The sequence below is a fragment of the Nocardioides aquaticus genome (assembly GCF_018459925.1).
In the GTDB taxonomy this organism is placed as follows: Bacteria; Actinomycetota; Actinomycetes; order Propionibacteriales; family Nocardioidaceae; genus Nocardioides; species Nocardioides aquaticus.
In genome coordinates, this window is the sequence record NZ_CP075371.1 from 557,765 (window position 1) to 576,749 (window position 18,985).

Here is an 18,985-nt window from a genome sequence, read left to right on the forward strand (position 1 = left end):
ACGCGCTGCCGTTTCGATCGGGCGTGGCCCGCACCACGTTCCCCCCTGCGGCGACCACCGAGCCCGCGACCACCGAGCCCGCGACCGCGAAGGAGCCCCGTGACCCCCCACGCCCACGACGCCCGGGCGGCCCGCCGGGCGCTCCGGGGGGTGCGCGGCGGGGTGCTCGGGGGGACCGGTCGCCCGGTACGGCTGGCGGTCGTCGACGACTACGAGATCGTCCGCGCCGGCATCACGGCGATGCTCGAGCCGTACGCCGCGCGGGTCCGCGTCGTCGAGGTCGCCGCGGCCGACCTCGACCAGGAGGACGTCGACGTCGTGCTCTACGACACCGACACCCAGACCCAGGGCACCCGGGTCAGCCTCGAGGTGCTGCTCGGGCGGACCCCGGTGGCCGCCGACCGGGCCCCGGGGCAGCGACCGCCCCGGGTGGTGGTCTTCAGCTGGAACGTGGACCCCGCCCGGGTCGACACGGCCCTGCGGCGCGGTGCGGCGGGCTACCTCAGCAAGGGGCTCACGGCGGTGGACCTGGTCACCGCGGTCGAGCAGGTGCAGGCCGGCGAGCGGGTGCGTCCCGAGGCCGAGGGCGACGACGACGAGCCGGCCGGCGGGTGGCGCGGCCAGGGGGAGGGCCTGAGCGCGCGGGAGGCCGAGACCATCGCGCTGATCACCCAGGGCCTGTCCAACCAGGAGATCGCCGACCGGTCCTTCCTGTCGATCAACTCGGTGAAGACCTACATCCGCAGCGCCTACCGCAAGATCGGCGTGACCCGTCGCTCGCAGGCGGTGCTGTGGGGCCTGCAGCACGGGTTCGACGTCCCGGACCGGCCCGTGCCGGGGGTCGGCGCCGCGGGGGCCGACCTGACCCGGCGGCCCCCGCCGTCCCACCCGCCGTCCCACCCGCCGCCCCACCCGCCGTCCCGCCCGCGCCCGCCCGCCGTCGAGGCGTAGCCCCGCACCGTCGGGTCGTTCGTCGGGCCGCTCGTCGGGGGTGGGCCGATCCGGCATACTGGGCGTGCCGGCGGTCACGCCCGGGTTCCCGACTCACGCAGACGGGGCCCGAGCCTGGCTGCCGGTGCCACGTCCGGGGGACGGACCGACGCCCGCCGACCCGACTGGGTGGCCGGTGCCCACGCGCGCTGCTGGCAGGCTGGGACGGTGAGCCCCACCGAGAAGCTGCCCCCGCACGTCATGGTCCTCTTCGGCGCGACGGGTGACCTCGCCCGCCGCAAGCTCTTCCCGGGCCTCTACAAGCTGGCCCGCGCCGGTCGGCTGCCCGCGGACTACCAGGTCATCGGCAGCGGCCGGCACAGCCCGGGCTCCGACGAGGAGTTCCGCGACCAGGTCCGCAAGGGGCTGGCCGAGACCGTCGGCGACCTCGACGACGACCTGGTGGCCGAGCTCGTCGGCCGGGTGTCGTTCCAGACCTCGAACGCCGACGACGGTGCCGACCTCGCCGAGGCCGTCCGGACCGCCGAGCAGGCGCTGGTGGGGGGCGACGACGTCTCCGACGTCCGCCGGCTGGTCTACCTCTCGGTGCCGCCGTCGGCCATGCAGGACATGATCCACATGCTCGGTCGGGAGGGCATCGCCGAGCGCGCCCGCCTGGTGATCGAGAAGCCGTTCGGTCTGGACCTGGAGTCCTCCCGCGAGCTCGACGCGGCCCTCAAGGACGTCGTCGACGAGGACCAGGTCTTCCGCATCGACCACTTCCTGGGCAAGGAGGCGGTGCAGAACATCCTGGCGCTGCGCTTCGCCAACGGCCTCTTCGAGCCGGCCTGGGACGCCCAGCACCTCACCTCGGTGCAGATCGACGTGCCCGAGGAGCTCGGGCTGGAGGGACGCGGCAGCTTCTACGAGTCCACCGGCTGCCTGCGCGACATGGTCTCCACCCACCTCTCGCAGCTGCTCGGCTTCGTGGCGCTGGAGGACCCGGGCGAGTTCAGCGCCGACGCCGTGCGCGACGCGAAGGCGAAGGTCTTCGCCGACCTGCAGCCGCTGGACCCGGCCAAGGTCGTCTTCGGGCAGTTCGAGGGCTACCGCGACGAGGAGGACGTGGCCGAGGACTCCGACGTCGAGACGTTCGTGGCGATCGAGGCCCGCGTCGACAACGACCGGTGGCGCGGGGTGCCGTTCTACCTGCGCACCGGCAAGGCGCTGGCGCAGCAGCGGCGCACGATCACGCTGCGCTTCCGGACCGCGGAGAGCCTGATCTTCGGCGAGGACCCCGGCCCGAACGAGCTGGTCCTCGAGCTGACCGACGACCCGCAGGTGCTCATCGACATGCGCGCCAAGCGGCCCGGGCCCGACATGGAGCTGGCCGAGGCCACGATGCGGATGGACTTCTCCGACGCCATCCCCGGGGCCGACCCGCTGGAGGCCTACGAGCGGCTCCTGCTCGAGGTCATCCGCGGCGAGCAGACCCTGTTCACCCGCTCCGACGAGGTGGACCGGCTCTGGCAGGTCGTGCAGCCGGTGCTGGACAGCCCGCCGCCGCTGCAGACGTACGCGCAGGGCTCCTGGGGCCCGCAGGCCGCGCTGGACCTCCCCGAGGGCGGCTGGCGGCTCGGGCGCGACGATGACTGACGCCTCCCAGGAGGGGGCCCGCAGCCGCAGCACGGGCGGGTCGCAGAGCGCGCTGGGGGACCGGGAGTTCCTCGCCATCGCCGACCACGGCCTGATCGGCGACCTGCGCACCTGCGCCCTGGTGGGCTCCGAGGGCACCATCGACTGGTTCTGCGCGGGGCGGTTCGACGCGCCGAGCGTGTTCGGGGCGCTGCTGGACCCCGAGCAGGGCGGTGCGTGGCGGTTCGAGGTCGTGGACGGTCACGTCACGACCGCTCAGTTCTACTTCCCGGACTCCAACATCCTGGTGACCCGGTTCCTGACCGAGGAGGGCGTGGCGGAGGTCCACGACTTCATGCCGGTCGTGAAGGCGCACGACCCGGACCACCGGCAGCGGATCGTGCGCCGCGTGGCGGCCGTGCGCGGCACCACCCGGCTGCGCATGGAGCTGGCCGCCCGGCCCGACTACGGCCGCGTGACCCCCGACGTCGAGCTGGTCGGCACCGACGCCCTGGTCACCGGCGGCGGGCTGCGGCTCGGGGTGGCCTCGACGGCCGACCTCACCGCCGAGCACGGCACGGTGCACGCCGACCTGACCCTGCGCGCGGGCGAGGAGGCGCTGTTCGTCCTCCAGGTGCTCGGCGAGGGCGAGGACCTGACGCCCGGCGACTGCGAGGACACCGCGCACCTGTTCACCGAGACCGCGGCGTTCTGGCGCGAGTGGCTCTCCCGCTCGACCTACCAGGGGCGCTGGCGCGAGATGGTCAACCGGGCGGCGCTCACGCTGAAGCTGCTCACCCACGAGCCGACCGGCGCGATCATCGCGGCGCCGACCACGAGCCTGCCGGAGGAGATCGGCGGCCCGCGCAACTGGGACTACCGCTTCGTCTGGATCCGCGACGCCGCGTTCAGCCTCTACGCCCTGCTGCGCCTGGGCTTCACCGACGAGGCCAACGCCTTCATGGGCTGGCTCTCACGCCGTCTCGAGGACCAGGGCGACGACGTCGACCCGGAGCTCGGCCCGCTGCGGGTGCTCTACGACATCGACGGCCGGATCCCCGACACCGAGCACGAGCTCGACCACCTCCGCGGCTACCTGGACTCCAAGCCGGTCCGGGTGGGCAACGCCGCGGCCGGTCAGCTCCAGCTCGACATCTACGGCGAGCTGATCGACTCGGTCTACCTGTTCAACAAGTACGGCAACGGCCTGTCCTACGACTCCTGGTCCGACCTGACCCGGGTCCTGGAGTGGCTGATGGACAACTGGGAGCGGCCCGACGCCGGGATGTGGGAGATCCGCGACGAGCCGCGCCACCACACCACCTCGCGACTGATGGCGTGGGTGGCGCTGGAGCGGATGATCCGGACCGCCCGCCAGCGGGGCCTGCCCGGCGACGCGACCCGGTGGATGCAGGTCCGGGACCAGATCTACGAGCGGCTGATGGACCGGTCCTGGAATGCCGAGATCGGGGCGTTCGTGCAGCACGAGGGCGCCGACGTGCTCGACGCGGGCGTGCTGCTGATGCCGATGGTGAAGTTCGTGGCGCCCGACGACCCGCGCTTCCTGTCCACCCTGAAGGCGATCGAGGAGCGGCTGGTCTCGGACAGCCTGGTCTTCCGCTACGACGTGGAGATGTCGGCCGACGGCCTCGAGGGTGGCGAGGGGACGTTCTCGCTGTGCTCGTTCTGGTACGTCGAGGCGCTCACCCGCGCCGGTCGGCTCGACGACGCGCGGCTGGCGCTGGAGAAGATGTTCACCTACGCCAACCACCTCGGCCTCTACGCCGAGCAGATCGGGCTGACCGGAGTCCAGCTGGGCAACTTCCCCCAGGCCTTCACCCACCTCAGCCTGATCAGCGCGGCGCTCAACCTCGACCGCGCCCTCGGCTGACCGCCGAGGTGACGCTCGCGGACAGCCGAGATGACGCTCGCGGACAGCCGAGATGACGCTCGCGGACAGGTCAGTCCTTGAACGGGGCCTCGTCGAGGTGCGCCATCAGCTCGCGCGGGCTGTCGTAGACCGCGACGGCGCCGGCCTCAAGCAGCTCGGCGCTGCCGAACCCGCCGGTGAGCAGGGCGACGCAGGGGACCCCGGCCTTCGCCGCGGCCTCGACGTCCCAGACGGCGTCCCCGATCATCACGGCGCGCGTGGCGTCGACGGACTCCAGCGCGACCTCGATCAGGTCCGGCTCGGGCTTGCTCTGCTCCGCCTCGGCGCCCGCGATCGACTCGTGCAGGTGCTGCCCGGCGCCGTCGAGGAGCTCCAGGAGCCGCTCGCTGAGCTCCTTGTCGGCGGAGCTGGCGAGCACGACGTTGAAGCCCTTGCCGCGCAGCGCCTCGAGCAGCTCGCCGGCGCCGTCGGTGGCGCTGAGGTCGTGGAAGCGCTCGTCGAGGTAGCGCTGGTGGCGCTCGCGCACCTCGTCGCCCATGGCGTCCTCGACGGACTGGCCGGCGACGTGGGCCACGAGGCGGTCCCCGCCCATCCCGATCGCGCGCTGGACGTGGTGGCTGGCCACGGTCACGCCGACGTCACGGAAGGCGAGCTTCCAGGCGGTGGTGTGCACGTAGACGGAGTCGACGAGGGTGCCGTCGAGGTCGAGCAGCACGGTGTCGATGGACACGAGGTGGGCTCCTTGGGTCGGGTACGGGGGACCCGCCACCCTCGCAGTGTCACGACCCGACGGTCCTCACCCCCGGGGTCGGTGCCGGTCCCGGGCGCGCTGGCTAGCGTGGTCCGTCCCCGAGGAGAGGTGGCGGCGTGGCCCCGAAGCAGGAGGACCCCGGTCCGAGCGTCAAGGACCCGGAGCTGTACGAGAAGCTCCGCGACGAGGGCAACAGCAAGGAGAAGTCCGCGCGCATCGCCAACGCCGCCGCGAACAGCTCCCGCTCCGAGGTCGGCGAGCGGGGCGGGTCGTCGCCGTCGTACGAGGAGTGGACCGTCGCGGAGCTCCGCGAGCGGGCCGCCGAGCTGGACGTGGAGGGCCGGTCGACGATGACCAAGGACCAGCTGGTCGACGCCCTGCGCGACCACTGAGCCGCCTGGAGGACCGGGCGCGCGGCGATCAGGCGCCGGCGGGCCGGGCGAGGCGACGGCGCAGCGAGGTGTTGGCCGTCCGCAGGCGGGCGACCTCGTCCTCGAGCGCCACGACCCGGGCCACGCCGGCCAGGTTCAGCCCGTCGGCGAGCAGGGCGCGGACCCGGTCGACCCGCTCGAGGTCGGCGGCGGAGTAGAGCCGCGTGCCGCCGTCGGTGCGGCCGGGGGCGACCAGGCCGTGCCGCTCGTACACCCGCAGGTTCTGCACCTGCGTGGAGCACATCCGTGCCGCCACCGAGATGGCGAAGACGCCCTGGTCCCGTCCGGTCATGGTCTTGATCCTGCCTCATCGCTGCGCTATATAAAACCTGTAACAACCGATACAGGTACGCGACGCCACCCGGCGTCGCCCGTCATCCGAGGAGGACACCATGCTGCTGCGCACCACCGACCCGTTCCGCGACCTCGACCGCCTCGCCCAACAGGTCATGGGCACCACGAACCGCCCCGCGGTGATGCCGATGGACGCCTGGCGCGAGGGCGACCGGGTGGTGCTGGAGTTCGACCTGCCCGGCGTCGCCCCCGAGACGATCGACCTCGACGTCGAGCGCAACGTGCTGACCGTGCGCGCCGAGCGCGTCGCGCGCAACGGTGACTGGGAGTCGCTGACCGCCGAACGGCCCCGCGGCGTCTTCAGCCGCCAGCTCGTGCTCGGCGACAACCTCGACCTCGACGCGGTGGAGGCGTCCTACGACGCCGGGGTGCTGCGGTTGGTCGTGCCGGTCGCGGAGAAGGCCAAGCCGCGGCGGATCGCCGTGACCGCCGGCCACCCGGGAGCCTCGACCGAGCAGCCCGCGATCCAGGCCTGAGCACGGGGTGGCGGGGTGGCCCGGTCCCGGTGCCGGGGACCGGGCCGCCCCGTCCGGTGACCCGGCGCCGCGGGGGCGGACCTGCCTGACGAGGGACCGGAGGGAGCGTGTCGCCATTCCTTCGACAGGGTCCGGCGACGCGCCACGGCGCCGGGTCAGGAGTGGTTCGGAGCACATCTGTAGCCGGATTGGTCCGAGCGTCGGCGGGTTGAAGGCCGGTCAGCGCCCGGGCCGGGCGACGAGCACGGTGGCGTCGAGGTCGTCGTCGACCTCGACGCGCGCCGTCATCCCGGCCGCTCCTGCGGCGGCGGCGGACGCGGCGGACTGCCCGCGCGAGGTCTCGACCAGCACCAGCCCGTCGGGCGCGAGCCACCGGGCGGCGCCGGCGAGCACCCGCCGCTGCACGTCGAGTCCGTCGACCCCGCCGTCGAGGGCGCGGAGCTGCTCGTGCAGCCGGGCCTCCGGGGGCATGAGCGCGACGGCGGCGGTCGGGACGTACGGCGCGTTGGCGAGCAGCACCGCGACCCGTCCCGCCAGCGCCGCCGGCAGGGCGTCGTAGAGGTCGCCCTCCCGCACCCGCTCGGGCGCCAGCACCTGGCGTGCACAGCGGACCGCGGCGGGGTCGACGTCGACGGCCCAGACCTCGGCGTCCGGTCGGGCCGAGGCCACGGCCGCCCCGAGCGCACCGGTGCCGCAACCCAGGTCGACGACCACCGCGGCGGCCGGTCGTACGCCCAGCTCCTCCACGGCGAGCCGCACCAGCAGGGCACTGCGGGCGCGGGGGACGAAGACGCCGGGCTCGACGGGGACCCGGACGCCGGCGAAGGCGGCCCAGCCGACGACGACCTCCAGCGGGACGCCGGCCTCGCGGCGGACCACGAGGGCCTCGAGGTGGGCCGGGGTCAGGGCCTCGTCGAGGAGCAGGGCGACCTCCTCCTCGGCCCACACGCAGCCGACGGCGCGCAGCCGGGCGGCGAGGCGGGCCGTCTCCGCGGTGCCGGGGTCGGGGCTCACCCCGTCATGGTCGCAGGGGCCGGTACGCCGGCGCGCCGCCCCGCGTAGCCTCCGGCGGGTGACCAGCACCCCGACCTCCCGCGCCGTGTCCCCGGACTCCGGCGAGCACTGGACCGAGCCCGGCGCGTGGCCGGTCGCCGACGGGGTCCACCGGATCCCGCTGCCGCTGCCGCAGGACGGTCTGCGCGCGGTGAACGTCTACGCCGTCGAGAGCGAGGCCGGCCTGACGCTCGTCGACGGCGGGTGGTCGATCGTCGAGGCACGGGAGCTGCTCGAGCGGTCGCTGGCCTCGATCGGGTACGCCTTCGCCGACGTGCGGCGCTTTCTGGTCACCCACGTGCACCGCGACCACTACACGCTGGCGCACGTGATCGGTCGCGAGGTCGGCGCCGAGGTGAGCCTCGGGATCGGCGACAAGCCGACGCTGGACCTGATGCACGCCACCGAGCCGCCGTTCACCGGGTCCAGCGACCTGCTCCGCGCCGCCGGTGCGACGGAGCTCGCGGACCGCTGGGGCCGTCCGAGCGCGAGCCCGACCCTGGACCTCGCGCACTGGGGCTACCCCGACCGCTGGCTCGAGGGCGACCACGACATCACCCTGGGCTCGCGCACGCTGGCCGCGGTGGAGACGCCCGGGCACACCCAGGGCCACGTCGTCTTCGCCGACCACGGCGGGGGGCTGCTGTTCGCCGGCGACCACGTGCTGCCCACGATCACGCCGTCCATCGGCTTCGAGCCGGTGCCGGTGGAGCAGCCGCTGCGCGACTTCATGGGGTCGCTGGCCAAGGTCCGGGCGATGCCCGACCTGCGGCTGCTCCCGGCGCACGGCCCGGTGGCGCCGTCGGTGCACGCCCGGGTCGACGAGCTGCTGGCCCACCACGAGGAGCGCCTCGCCGCCTGCCTCCGGGCGCTGGTCGGCGCGGCCCCGGCGGGGCTGACCTCGTACGACGTGGCGGGCGTCCTGCCGTGGACCCGGCACGAGCACGCCCTGGCCGACCTCGACCTCTTCAACGCGGGACTGGCGACGATGGAGACCAAGGCGCACCTCGAGCTGCTGGTGGCCCGCGGCGACGCGGCGCGCTCCGTGGTGGACGGGGCCGTGGTCTTCACCGCTGCCGGCTGAGGCGACCCGGTGTCGATGGGTGGTCTTCCTCCACCCGGTGCGTGCAGATCACCCATCGACCGGCGGGGGCGTGCCGGTACACCGGTGGGGCGGGTCTCGAGACGGTTGCTTGCGCTCCCTCCTCGACCACCGTCCCGGGCCCGTGCCCGTGCCTCAGCGCCCCTCGCGCCGCATCGGCAGGTGGGGGATGTCGTCCTCGAGGAACTCCGGGCCCGCGACGGCGAAGCCGTGCGTGGCGTACCAGCGGGCGAGCGGCGACTGGGCGTGCAGGACGACGGCGCGGTCGCCGGTCTCGGCCAGCGCCGCGCGCATCAGCAGGTCCGCCAGCCCCCGTCCGCGGCCGGCGCGGGCCAGCACCACCCGCCCGATCCGGGCCTCGTCGCCGTCGTCGAGCACCCGGAGGTAGCCGAGCAGCACGTCGTCCTCGTGCAGCAGCACGTGCCGGGTGGTCGGCTCCCGGTCGCGCCCGTCGAGGTCGGGGTAGGGGCAGTCCTGCTCGATGACGAAGACGTCCTGCCGCAGCCGCCAGGCGTCGTACGCCGTCGCGACGTCGAGCTCGGCGAAGGAGCGGACCGCCACCTCGACGCCGCTCATCGGACGAACTCCGCGACCGCGACGCCGGCCGTACGGGCCTCGGGGACGCCCGGCAGCAGCGGGTACACGTGGATCAGGTCCGGCCGCTCGACGTAGGTCATCGCCCACCGCGCCGCGGCGGCCCGGTCGGCGAGCAGCCGGCAGCCGGGGTGCAGCAGGTCGCGGGTGCCGCAGAGCACGAGGGTCGGCGGCAGCCCGTCGAGGTCGCCGAGCGCGGGCGACAGCTCCGGGCGCGCCAGCTCGGCCGGGTCGTCGGAGCCGGCCCACCACGAGGCGTAGAGCCGGAGCTTCGACAGGTGCAGCCATGGGTCCGTGCCGTCGAGGGCGGCGGTCTGCGGCGTCGACTCGCTGAGGTCGACCCAGGGCGAGACGAGCACCATCCGCGAGGGCGCCGGTCCGCCGCGGTCGCGGAGCTCCTGGGCGACGGCCAGGGCGATGCCGCCCCGGCGGAGTCGCCGGTCAGGACCACCCGCCCGAGCTCGGCGTACCGCGCGACGTCCTCGACGAGGGCCGCGCGGGAGGACCGCCAGTCGTGCGCGGGCGCCAGCGGGTAGTCCGGCAGCACCACCCGCGCCCCCAGCGGACCGGCGACCCGGGTGGCCCACCGCACGTGCGCGGAGTCGGCCGGCGACACGAACCCGCCCCGTGCAGGTGGTAGACGGTCGAGGTGGCCTCGCCCGTCCGCGGCTCCAGGGCCCAGGCCGGGAACTCCCCGTCCGTGCCGGCCAGGAGCTCGCGGCGGGCGACCCACTGCCGGCCCAGGCCAGGCACCAGGCCCGTCGGCAGCGACCGGTCGAGGCCCTCCTGACGGCGGGAGACGCGGTCGCGCTCCACCGTGGCGGCGGCTGCGACCCCGCTCGAGACGTCGAGGTCACCGGCTCCTCGCAGCCGGGGCACGAGGGTGGCGAGGAGCTGGTGGCGCAGGCTCGGGGTCACCGCCGAAGCCTCCCACGCGCGCCCTCGCGGACCGCCCCGTATGGTGGGCGGCACGACAGGGGAGCACGCGCAGCGTGCTGAGAGTGCGGACCAGCCGCAGACCCTAGAACCTGCTCCGGCTAGTACCGGCGAAGGGAGTCATCATGATGCTGCCCGCACGCACCCGAGGTGCCGCACGACCACTGCTGGCGGGGGTGGGAGCGGCCGCGCTGCTGCTGACCACGTCCTGCAGCCTCGTCGGAGGGGGTGACGAGGACGAGGCGTCGGGCACGCCCACCGGCGCCGCCGGCGAGGCAGGCGGGACGGTCACCCTGGTCACGCACGACTCGTTCGTGCTGCCGGGCAAGGTCCTGCGCGGCTTCACCGCGGAGACCGGCTATGACCTCGAGCAGCGCCCGCTCGGCGACGCCGGCTCGATGACCAACCAGCTCGTCCTCGCCGCGGGCACGCCGCCGGGCGACGTCGCGTTCGGCGTCGACAACACGTTCGCCTCGCGGGCCCTGGAGGAGGACGTCTTCGTCCCGGCCCTGCCCGACGACCTGCCCGCCGGCGTCGAGGACGACCTGCTGCCCGGTGACGACGAGGGCCTGCTGACGCCCGTCGACGACGGCAACGTGTGCGTCAACGTCGACGACACCTGGTTCGCCGAGCGCGACCTCGAGCCCCCGGCCTCCCTCGACGACCTCGTCGACCCGGCCTACGCCGACCTGCTCGCCCTGCCCGCGGCCACCACCAGCTCGCCTGGCCTGGCCTTCCTGCTGGCCACGATCGACGAGTACGGCGACGACTGGCCGGCCTACTGGGAGGCGCTGGTCGACAACGGCGCCGAGATCACCTCCGGCTGGGAGCAGGCCTACCAGTCCCGCTTCACCCAGGGCGGGGGCGACGGCGACCGCCCGGTCGTCGTGTCCTACGACTCCTCGCCGGCCTTCACCGTCGACGGCGGTCGGAGCACCACCAGCGCGCTGCTCGACACCTGCTACCAGCAGGTCGAGTACGCCGGGGTGCTCGCCGGCGCCGAGAACCCCGAGGGCGGCGCGGCGCTGGTCGAGTACCTGCTCTCGCCGGAGGTCCAGGAGGCGCTGCCGGAGAGCATGTACGTCTTCCCGGTCGTCGAGGACACCCCGCTCCCGGCGGACTGGGCCCGCTTCGCCGAGCGGCCCACCGACCCGTACGCCGTGGACCCGGCCGAGATCGCCGCGAACCGCGACACCTGGCTGCGCGAGTGGGCCGACGTCACCAGCCGGTGACGGCCAGCCGGTGACGACCGCGACCTCGACCACCACCCGCCGCCTCGCCACGACGGCGGCGCTGGCTGCGCTCCCGCTGGCCGTCCTCGGGGTGTTCTTCCTGCTCCCCGTGGCCGGCATGGTCGACCGCGGCCTGCGACCCGACGGGGTGCTCGACCCGGGGGCCGTGCTGGAGGTCCTCACGCGGCCCCGGACCGGCCGGGTCGTCTGGTTCACGCTGTGGACCGCGACGCTGGGCACCGCGGTCGCCGTGGTGCTCGGGCTGCCCGCGGCCTACGTCCTGCACCGGCTGCGGTTCCCCGGGCGCGGACTCGTACGGGCCGCGCTGCTGGTGCCGTTCGTGCTGCCCACGGTCGTGGTCGGGGTCGCCTTCGACCTGCTGCTGCGCGACGGGGGCCCGCTGGCCGGGCTCGGCCTGGCCGGCACCCCGGCCGCGATCGTCGCGGGCCTGGTCTTCTTCAACGTCGCGGTGGTCGTGCGCAGCGTCGGCGCCACCTGGGAGGGCCTGGACCGGCGACCCGCGGAGGCCGCCGCCGCGCTCGGGGCGGGCCCGTGGCAGGTCTGGTGGACCGTCACGGCCCCGGCGCTGCGCCCGGCCGTGGTCTCGGCGGCCAGCGTCGTCTTCCTCTTCTGCGCCACCGCCTTCGGCGTCGTGCTGGTCATCGGCGGCGTCCGGTACGCCTCGGTGGAGACCGAGATCTACCTCCTCACCGCCAACCTGCTCGACCTCCAGGCCGCCGCCGCCCTCTCGCTGGTCCAGCTGCTGGCCGTGGTCGCCCTGCTGCTGGTCTCCGCGCGGCTGCGGACCACCGCCGACCCGACCCGGTCGCGGGTGGTCGCCGCGCCGCGCCGCCCGGCCCGGGGCGACGCCGTCCCGGTCGTGGTCACCGCGCTGGTGCTGCTGGCGGTGGCCGCGCCGGTCGCCGCGCTGGTCGTGGGGTCGCTGCGGGTCGACGGGGCGTGGAGCCTCGCGTCGTACCGCGCCCTGGGCGCCGACCCCGGCGACGGGGGCGGGCAGGCGCTGCTGGTGCCGGTCACCGACGCCCTGCTGAACTCCCTGCGCACGGCCGTCGACGCGACCTGGATGTCGGTCCTGCTCGGCCTCCTGGTCGCCGCCGTGGTCACCCGGCGGTCCCGCTCCCGGGCCGAACGGCGGGTCCGCTCGCTGCTCGACGGCCTGTTCATGCTGCCGCTCGGCGTCTCGGCGGTGACCCTCGGCTTCGGCTTCCTGGTCACCCTCGGCCGTCCGCCGCTGGAGCTGCGTGACAACCCGCTGCTGGTCCCGGTCGCCCAGGCCCTGGTCGCGCTGCCGCTGGTGGTCCGCACCCTGGTCCCGGTGCTGGCCTCGGTCGACGAGCGGCTCCGCCAGGCCGCGGCGTCGCTCGGTGCGACACCCGCCCGTGCGCTGCTGGCCGTGGACCTGCCGGTGCTCTGGAAGCCCCTGGTGGGGGCCGCCGGGTTCGCCTTCGCGGTCTCGCTGGGGGAGTTCGGCGCGACCTCGTTCCTGGCCCGTCCCGACCACCCGACCGTGCCGGTGGTCATCTTCCGCCTGCTCGGCAACCCCGGCGAGCTCAACTACGGCATGGCCCTGGCCGCGTCGGTGGTCCTGGCCGCCACCACCGCCGGCGTCATGCTGGCCGTGGAGCGGCTGCGCGTGCCGTCGCTCGGGGCCTGGTGAGGCAGGCATGACCCTCCGCGTGCGCGACCTGTCCGTGTCGTACGACGGCGCGCCGGCCGTCCGGGCCGCCAGCCTCGAGGTGCCGGCCGGGTCGACCCTGGCCGTCCTCGGCCCGTCCGGCTGCGGCAAGTCGACCCTGCTGCGCGCCGTGGCCGGCCTGGAGCCGCCCGACGCCGGGACGATCGGGTGGGTCCCGGGGGAGGAGAGCGAGGTGGAGGACCTGACCCGGGTCCCCACCCACCGGCGCGGGTTCGCGCTGATGTTCCAGGACGGACAGCTGTTCCCGCAGATGACCGTCGGGCGCAACGTCGCGTACCCGCTGCGGCTGCGCCGCACCCCGGTCGCCGCACGGCGCCGCCGCACCGCCGAGCTGCTCGACCTGGTCGGTCTCCAGGGGTACGCCGACCGCCTGCCCGCCACCCTGTCCGGGGGCGAGCGGCAGCGGGTGGCGCTGGCGCGGTCGCTGGCCGCCGACCCGCGGCTGCTGCTGCTCGACGAGCCCCTCTCGGCCCTGGACGCCGGCCTGCGCGAGCGGCTCGCCGCCGACCTGCGCGACATCCTGCACTCCGCCGGCACCACCACGGTGCTGGTGACGCACGACCACGAGGAGGCGTACGCCGTGGCCGACCGGCTCGCGGTGATGCGCGACGGCGTCGTCGTCCAGCAGGGCGCGACCGCGGAGGTCTGGCGGCACCCGCACGACGCGGCCACGGCGCTCTTCCTCGGCTACGCCCGGGTGCTCGAGCGCGACGCGGCGACCCCTGTGCTGGCCGCGGCCGGCCTCGGCCCGGCGTCCGCGGTGGCGCTGCGGCGCTCGGCGCTGGTGCTCGCGGACCCCGGGACGGGTGGCCTGTCAGGTCGGGTCGTGTCCTGGCGGGCCACGCCCGACCAGGTCCGGCTGGTGCTCGACGTGCCCGGTGCGGGGGAGGTCGACGCCGTCGCCGGGCCGGCCGGACCGCCGGTCGGGCTCGCCGTCGGGGACGAGGTCCGCGTCACGGTCGACCCGGACCGCCTCGCCGTCGTGTGAACGGGCCGTGAACGCCCCACCTAGACTGACGCCCGTGCATCGCAGAGCCTGGACCCTTCTCGTGGGGATCGCCGCGACCATGGGCGTGCTCGCGTTCGTGGTCTCGTACCTCTACGACCGCCCGCTGCTGGACCCGGAGGGCAGCTTCCTCGGCCCGACGTGGCTGCGGCTCCCGCTGCTGCTGCTCGGCGCGCTGCTGCTCGACCTGCTGCCCCGCACGCTCTGGTTCTCCCGGGGCAACCCCAAGGCGATGCCCGGCATCGTCCGGGAGCGGCTGCGCACGCACTGGGACCGCGACCGGCTGACGCTGGTCGCGCTGGGCGTCTTCTGCTTCTACATCACCTACGTCAGCTACCGGAACCTCAAGTCGGTGCTGCCCGAGGTGATCGACACCAAGTACGACCGCGAGCTGCACCTGGTCGACCGGGTGCTGATGTTCGGCGGCGACCCCTCCGACGTCCTGCACGCCGTGCTCGGCACCGGGATCTCGGCGCACGTGCTGTCCTACATCTACCTGTGGTTCCTGCCGCTGGTGCCGATCGCGCTGACCGCCTGGCTGGTCTTCCCCAAGAACCTGTCGTACGGGTACTGGTTCGCGACGTCGCAGTGCATCGCCTGGACGTTGGGGACGCTTTCCTACTACCTGCTGCCCACGCTCGGGCCGGGCTTCGAGTACTCCGCGAAGTACAAGGACGTCGTCGACGCCGGCACGCCGAGTGGCGACCTGATGGACTCGCTGTCGAACTCGCGCGCCACGGTGCTGAGCCAGCTCGAGGGCGCCGAGGGATTGGTGAACTCGGTGGCCGGCTTCGCCAGCCTGCACACCGCGATCACGCTGCTGGTGGCCCTGATGGTCCAGTTCACCCTGCAGTCGCGGACGCTGAAGATCGTCTTCTGGGTCAACTTCGGGATCACGGTGGTCGCCACGCTCTACTTCGGGTGGCACTACATCCTCGACGACGTCGCCGGCATCTTCATCGCCTTCGTCGCCTTCTACGTCGGGGGCTGGCCAGCGGTCAGAAGTTCGAGCGCGGCAGCCTGCGCTCCCACCCCACGACGACGACCGACAAGGTCCCGGTCGACCGCTGAGGTCCTGACCGACCCCGCGTCGCCGCGTCCCCGCCTCCCGGCCCGGGGCGTCATACGCCTGCGCGCACGGCCCGCGCGCGGACCGTATGACGTCCCGACGGCCCGTGCGACGAGAATGACATCGTTGTAGTTCGCAAGTCGACACGCCGTATGGGTTCGAGTTTCTTGGTGAAGATGTTCCTTTTGTGACTCCTGAGCACTAGCGTGACGCGAGTGCCGCATGGGAATCGACCGCGCGAGCGCTCCCGAGTCCGTCGTCAGCCAGGAGTCCCTCACGTGCACCGCCCCCGCGGAACGGTCCGTCGCCTCGCCCCCTCCCTGATCGCCCTCACCGTGCTGTCCGGTGTGCTCGGCGTCCCGGCCGCCCAGGCCGACCCGGCCGACCCGGCCCCGGTGCCCGTCCCCAGCCGTGCCGAGATCGACGCCGCCGCCGGCGAGGCCGAGGTGGCCGAGATGGACCTGGCGACCGTCCGGGCCCAGCTCGCCGCCGCCGAGCTCGAGGTCCAGGAGTCCGCCGAGCGGGCCGCCCGGGCGGCGGAGGCCTACAACGGTGCCCGCTGGCGCGCCGAGCAGGCCGACGAGGCCGCCGACCGTCGCGAGGTGCTCGCCGCCGACGCCGCCGACGAGGCCGCCGACCTGCGGGAGGCCTACGCCGACGCCGTGCTGACCGGCTACGAGCAGGCCCCCACGATGACCGCGCTGTCCTCGCTGACGCGCGCGGACGGCATCGGCGCCGTGGTCGACCGCACCAGCGCGCTGCGGATGGCCACCGAGGCCCTGGACGAGCGCACCCGCGAGGCCGAGGGCGCCGCGCGCGGCGCCTCCGCCGAGCGCACCACCGCGGTGGCCGACCGGATGGCCGCCGACGCCGCCGCGGACGAGGCCGCGCAGGCCCGCGACCTCGCCGCCGCCACCGCCCGCTCCGCGGCGAGCCAGGCCACGCTGGTCGCCGACCAGCGCGACGCGCTGGTCGCCCGCGCCGCTGCGCTGCAGGGCGTCAGCACCGCGCTCGCCGCCCGCCGTCAGGCCGGTCTCGAGGCCCGCGCCGCAGCCCGGACCCAGGCGGCGGTCGCAGCCCAGGCGACCGCGCAGGCAGGCCAGGCAGGCCCGGACGGTGTTTCGGACCCGGCGGACCAGGGCCTCGACGCCGCCTCGGACCGCGCCCCGGCGCCGGTCCCGCCGCCCGCGACGCCCGACCTGGCCGACCTGCCCGCGATCCCCGACGTCCCGCCGGCCCCTGCTCCGCTGCCCGCCCTCCCGGCCGCGGCGGCCGCCCCGGCTGCCTCGGCCTCGGTCCCGTCCGCCACCGGGGGCGCCGCGGCCGTCGCGTTCGCCCGTCAGCAGCTCGGCGAGCCGTACGTCTGGGCCGCCGCCGGGCCCGACTCCTGGGACTGCTCGGGCCTGACGATGGGCGCCTGGGCCGCGGGCGGGACGTCGCTGCCGCACTACTCCGTCGCGCAGTACGAGGCCTCGACGCCGATCGCCCCGTCCGACCTGCAGCCCGGTGACCTGGTCTTCTGGGGGGACTCCTCCGACCCCGGCTCGATCTTCCACGTGGCGCTGTACGCCGGGAACGACATGATCATCCACGCCCCGCGCACCGGTCGCCCGGTGGTGGAGGAGTCGATCTACTACTGGCGGCTGCCGGACTTCTACGCGCGGCCCTGAGCCGGGCGTACCGCCCTTGCGGAGACCTCCCGCGGCACGCACGCTGGCGGTAGCGTGAACACATGTCCACTGACACCGCCACCCCGCGCACCGCGACCCCCGAGGACGACGGCGTCACCGACGCCACGCACGCCCCCGGGGGGAGCCCGGCGACGGGGGGCTTCGACCCCGCCGCGATGACCCGCCTGCTCGACGGGCGCTACGCCGAGGTGCGCGCGCTCGTGCGCTCCAACCTCGCCGAGTACGCCTCCGTGCTCGAGGACGCCGAGACGATGAGCCGCGCGGACTACCGCGAGCGGGTCAAGGACATCGTGCTCGAGATGGCCGCCACCGGGCAGACCGGGATGGGCTTCCCCGAGGAGTACGGCGGGGGCGGCGACATCGGCGCGTCCGTGGCCGCGTTCGAGACCCTGGCGCTGGGCGACCTGTCGGTGCTGGTCAAGACCGGGGTGCAGTTCGGGCTCTTCGGGGGCGCCATCCAGCAGCTCGGCACGAAGCGGCACCACGACGCGTACCTGCGTCCGCTGATCACCGGCGAGCTGCTCGGCTGCTTCGCGATGAGCGAGACCGGGCACGGCTCCAACGTGCAGGCCCTGGACACCACCGCGACCTACGACGCGGACACCGAGGAGTTCGTCCTGCACACGCCGACCGAGCAGGGCGGCAAGGACTACATCGGCAACGCCGCGCAGCACGGCGAGGTCGCCGTCGTCTTCGCCCAGCTGCACGTCGGCGGCGAGGGCCACGGCGTGCACGCCTTCGTGGTCCCGATCCGCTCCGGCGGCGAGGCCTGCGCGGGCGTCCGGATCGAGGACGACGGGCTGAAGATGGGCCTGAACGGCGTCGACAACGGTCGGCTGTGGTTCGACCAGGTCCGGGTGCCGCGCGACGCGCTGCTGGACCGCTTCGCCTCGGTCAGCGCCGACGGTGCCTACTCCAGCCCCATCGAGAACCCCAACCGACGCTTCTTCACGATGCTCGGAACCCTGATCACCGGTCGCGTCTGCGTCGGCGGCGCCGGCATCAACGCCGCCAAGGTCGCCCTCGCGGTCGCGGTGAAGTACGGCCTGCGTCGCCGCCAGTTCGAGGCGGCCTCGAAGGACGAGGAGCAGCTGGTCCTCGACTACGGCATGCACCAGCGGCGGCTCTTCCCGCGCCTGGCGCGCGGCTACGCGATGCACTTCGCGCAGGAGGCGCTGGCCGCCGAGCTGCACACCGTGCTGACCGACCAGGTCGAGGACGACACCCGTCGTCGCGAGCTCGAGACGATGGCGGCCGGGATCAAGGCGCTCGGCACCTGGCACGCGACCGACACGATCCAGGAGTGCCGTGAGGCCTGCGGCGGTGCGGGCTACCTCGCCGTGAACCGGTTCCCGGCGCTCAAGGCCGACACCGACGTCTTCACCACCTTCGAGGGCGACAACCACGTCCTGCTGCAGCTGGTCGCCAAGGGGCTGCTGACGAACTACGCCGAGGAGTTCGAGGACCTCGACTCCCTCGGGATGGCCCGCTTCGTGGCCGGGATGGCCGTCGACACCGTCGTGGAGCGCACCAGCGTCCACAAGCTCCTCGAGCGGCTCCGCGGCGTGCTGCCCGGCGGTGACGACGAGGGCGTGGAGGGCGTCCGGGACACCGACTACCACCTGACGATGCTGCGCTTCCGCGAGGAGCACCAGGTCGGCGGCGTGGCCCGCCGCCTCAAGCGGGGGATCGACGCCGGGGGCAACCCGGGCGTGGTCTTCTCGGAGGTGCAGGACCACGTCATCGCCGCAGCCCGCTCGCACGTGCAGCGGGTCGTGCTGGAGGCGTTCGTCGACAAGGTCCGCGGCCTGCCGGAGGGCGAGCTGCGCGACGCGCTGCAGCTGCTCTGCGACCTGCACGCGCTCTGCACGATCGAGGACGACCGGGCCTGGTTCATGGAGCACGGCCGGCTCTCGGCGCCGCGGTCGAAGGCGGTCAGCCGCGAGGTCAACGCGCTGTGCCGCCGGGTGCGTCCGCTGGCCGAGGCCTACGTCGACGGGTTCGGCGTGCCGCCGGAGATGCTCCGCGCCCCCGCGCTGGTCGACGCCTACGCCAACGCCACCCGCACGGCGCCCGGCGAGACCCACTAGGCCGCGGGGCTCCGGGTGGTGCGCGGC

At 74.4% G+C, this 18,985-nt stretch carries 16 protein-coding genes, 1 pseudogene and 1 riboswitch; of the genes and pseudogenes, 12 read left to right on the top strand and 5 right to left on the bottom strand.

Translation table 11 applies throughout. From position 1 onward, the window contains the following. Window positions 1-99: 99 nt before the first annotated feature. The 3 genes from ENKNEFLB_RS02735 (at window position 100) to ENKNEFLB_RS02745 (ending at window position 4,456) form a co-directional block, all read left to right on the top strand. Window positions 100-951, top strand: coding sequence for a response regulator transcription factor (locus ENKNEFLB_RS02735; protein WP_246535804.1), 852 nt, complete (start codon window positions 100-102; stop codon window positions 949-951). A 207-nt stretch (window positions 952-1,158) separates the two neighbouring features. After that, complete coding sequence (zwf, locus tag ENKNEFLB_RS02740) at window positions 1,159-2,586, top strand: glucose-6-phosphate dehydrogenase (protein WP_246535805.1); 1,428 nt, start codon at window positions 1,159-1,161, stop codon at window positions 2,584-2,586. Next, entirely contained in the window at window positions 2,579-4,456 is a 1,878-nt protein-coding gene (locus tag ENKNEFLB_RS02745; RefSeq protein WP_214057797.1) for a glycoside hydrolase family 15 protein, read from the top strand. Before zwf ends, ENKNEFLB_RS02745 begins: the two co-directional genes overlap by 8 nt. A gap of 70 nt (window positions 4,457-4,526) precedes the next feature. Here the strand turns inward: ENKNEFLB_RS02745 and ENKNEFLB_RS02750 are convergent, their stop codons facing one another. After that, window positions 4,527-5,186, bottom strand: a complete 660-nt coding sequence (locus tag ENKNEFLB_RS02750) for an HAD family hydrolase (protein WP_246535806.1) — start codon at window positions 5,184-5,186, stop codon at window positions 4,527-4,529. 137 nt (window positions 5,187-5,323) lie between these two features. On the opposite strand from ENKNEFLB_RS02750, the gene ENKNEFLB_RS02755 reads away from it, so the two are divergent. Beyond that, window positions 5,324-5,599, top strand: a complete 276-nt coding sequence (locus tag ENKNEFLB_RS02755) for a DUF7218 family protein (protein WP_214057799.1) — start codon at window positions 5,324-5,326, stop codon at window positions 5,597-5,599. Window positions 5,600-5,627: 28 nt separating this feature from the next. Here ENKNEFLB_RS02755 and ENKNEFLB_RS02760 read toward each other — a convergent pair whose 3' ends face one another. Continuing rightward, on the bottom strand, window positions 5,628-5,930 hold the full coding sequence (locus tag ENKNEFLB_RS02760; protein WP_214057800.1) for a MerR family transcriptional regulator: 303 nt from the start codon (window positions 5,928-5,930) through the stop codon (window positions 5,628-5,630). A 100-nt stretch (window positions 5,931-6,030) separates the two neighbouring features. Between ENKNEFLB_RS02760 and ENKNEFLB_RS02765 the strand changes: the two genes are divergently transcribed. Then, window positions 6,031-6,468 carry an Hsp20/alpha crystallin family protein gene (locus tag ENKNEFLB_RS02765; protein WP_214057801.1) on the top strand — a complete coding sequence of 146 codons (438 nt, stop codon included), beginning with the start codon at window positions 6,031-6,033 and terminating at the stop codon, window positions 6,466-6,468. Between the two features lie 219 nt (window positions 6,469-6,687). Here ENKNEFLB_RS02765 and ENKNEFLB_RS02770 read toward each other — a convergent pair whose 3' ends face one another. Further along, on the bottom strand, window positions 6,688-7,482 hold the full coding sequence (locus ENKNEFLB_RS02770) for a putative protein N(5)-glutamine methyltransferase (RefSeq protein ID WP_214057802.1): 795 nt from the start codon (window positions 7,480-7,482) through the stop codon (window positions 6,688-6,690). Window positions 7,483-7,540: 58 nt separating this feature from the next. Here ENKNEFLB_RS02770 and ENKNEFLB_RS02775 point away from each other — a divergent pair, with 58 nt between their 5' ends. Continuing rightward, a complete protein-coding gene (locus tag ENKNEFLB_RS02775; RefSeq protein WP_214057803.1) occupies window positions 7,541-8,605 on the top strand; it encodes an MBL fold metallo-hydrolase in 1,065 nt (354 codons plus the stop codon). A 153-nt stretch (window positions 8,606-8,758) separates the two neighbouring features. Here ENKNEFLB_RS02775 and ENKNEFLB_RS02780 read toward each other — a convergent pair whose 3' ends face one another. Together ENKNEFLB_RS02780 and ENKNEFLB_RS02785 are read right to left on the bottom strand one after the other, a co-directional pair. Then, window positions 8,759-9,199, bottom strand: a complete 441-nt coding sequence (locus tag ENKNEFLB_RS02780) for a GNAT family N-acetyltransferase (RefSeq protein WP_214057804.1) — start codon at window positions 9,197-9,199, stop codon at window positions 8,759-8,761. Then, window positions 9,196-9,950: pseudogene (locus tag ENKNEFLB_RS02785) on the bottom strand (alpha/beta hydrolase fold domain-containing protein). Before ENKNEFLB_RS02785 ends, ENKNEFLB_RS02780 begins: the two are co-directional and overlap by 4 nt. A gap of 232 nt (window positions 9,951-10,182) precedes the next feature. Further along, a riboswitch (TPP riboswitch) is annotated at window positions 10,183-10,289 on the top strand. On the opposite strand from ENKNEFLB_RS02785, the gene ENKNEFLB_RS02790 reads away from it, so the two are divergent. From ENKNEFLB_RS02790 to ENKNEFLB_RS02815, 6 genes are all read left to right on the top strand, one after another. Continuing rightward, entirely contained in the window at window positions 10,279-11,385 is a 1,107-nt protein-coding gene (locus ENKNEFLB_RS02790) for a thiamine ABC transporter substrate-binding protein (RefSeq protein WP_246535807.1), read from the top strand. Its footprint overlaps the riboswitch before it by 11 nt. Window positions 11,386-11,395: 10 nt before the next feature. After that, window positions 11,396-13,063 carry an ABC transporter permease gene (locus tag ENKNEFLB_RS02795; RefSeq protein ID WP_246535808.1) on the top strand — a complete coding sequence of 556 codons (1,668 nt, stop codon included), beginning with the start codon at window positions 11,396-11,398 and terminating at the stop codon, window positions 13,061-13,063. 7 nt (window positions 13,064-13,070) lie between these two features. Further along, window positions 13,071-14,090 (top strand): ABC transporter ATP-binding protein, encoded by a 1,020-nt coding sequence (locus ENKNEFLB_RS02800; protein WP_214057806.1) that lies wholly within the window; start codon window positions 13,071-13,073, stop codon window positions 14,088-14,090. Between the two features lie 34 nt (window positions 14,091-14,124). Then, on the top strand, window positions 14,125-15,309 hold the full coding sequence (locus tag ENKNEFLB_RS02805) for a phosphatase PAP2 family protein (RefSeq protein ID WP_246535809.1): 1,185 nt from the start codon (window positions 14,125-14,127) through the stop codon (window positions 15,307-15,309). A 146-nt stretch (window positions 15,310-15,455) separates the two neighbouring features. Beyond that, window positions 15,456-16,847 (top strand): C40 family peptidase, encoded by a 1,392-nt coding sequence (locus tag ENKNEFLB_RS02810; protein ID WP_214057807.1) that lies wholly within the window; start codon window positions 15,456-15,458, stop codon window positions 16,845-16,847. A gap of 62 nt (window positions 16,848-16,909) precedes the next feature. Continuing rightward, window positions 16,910-18,958, top strand: a complete 2,049-nt coding sequence (locus tag ENKNEFLB_RS02815; RefSeq protein WP_338040940.1) for an acyl-CoA dehydrogenase family protein — start codon at window positions 16,910-16,912, stop codon at window positions 18,956-18,958. The last annotated feature ends 27 nt before the right edge of the window (window positions 18,959-18,985 follow it).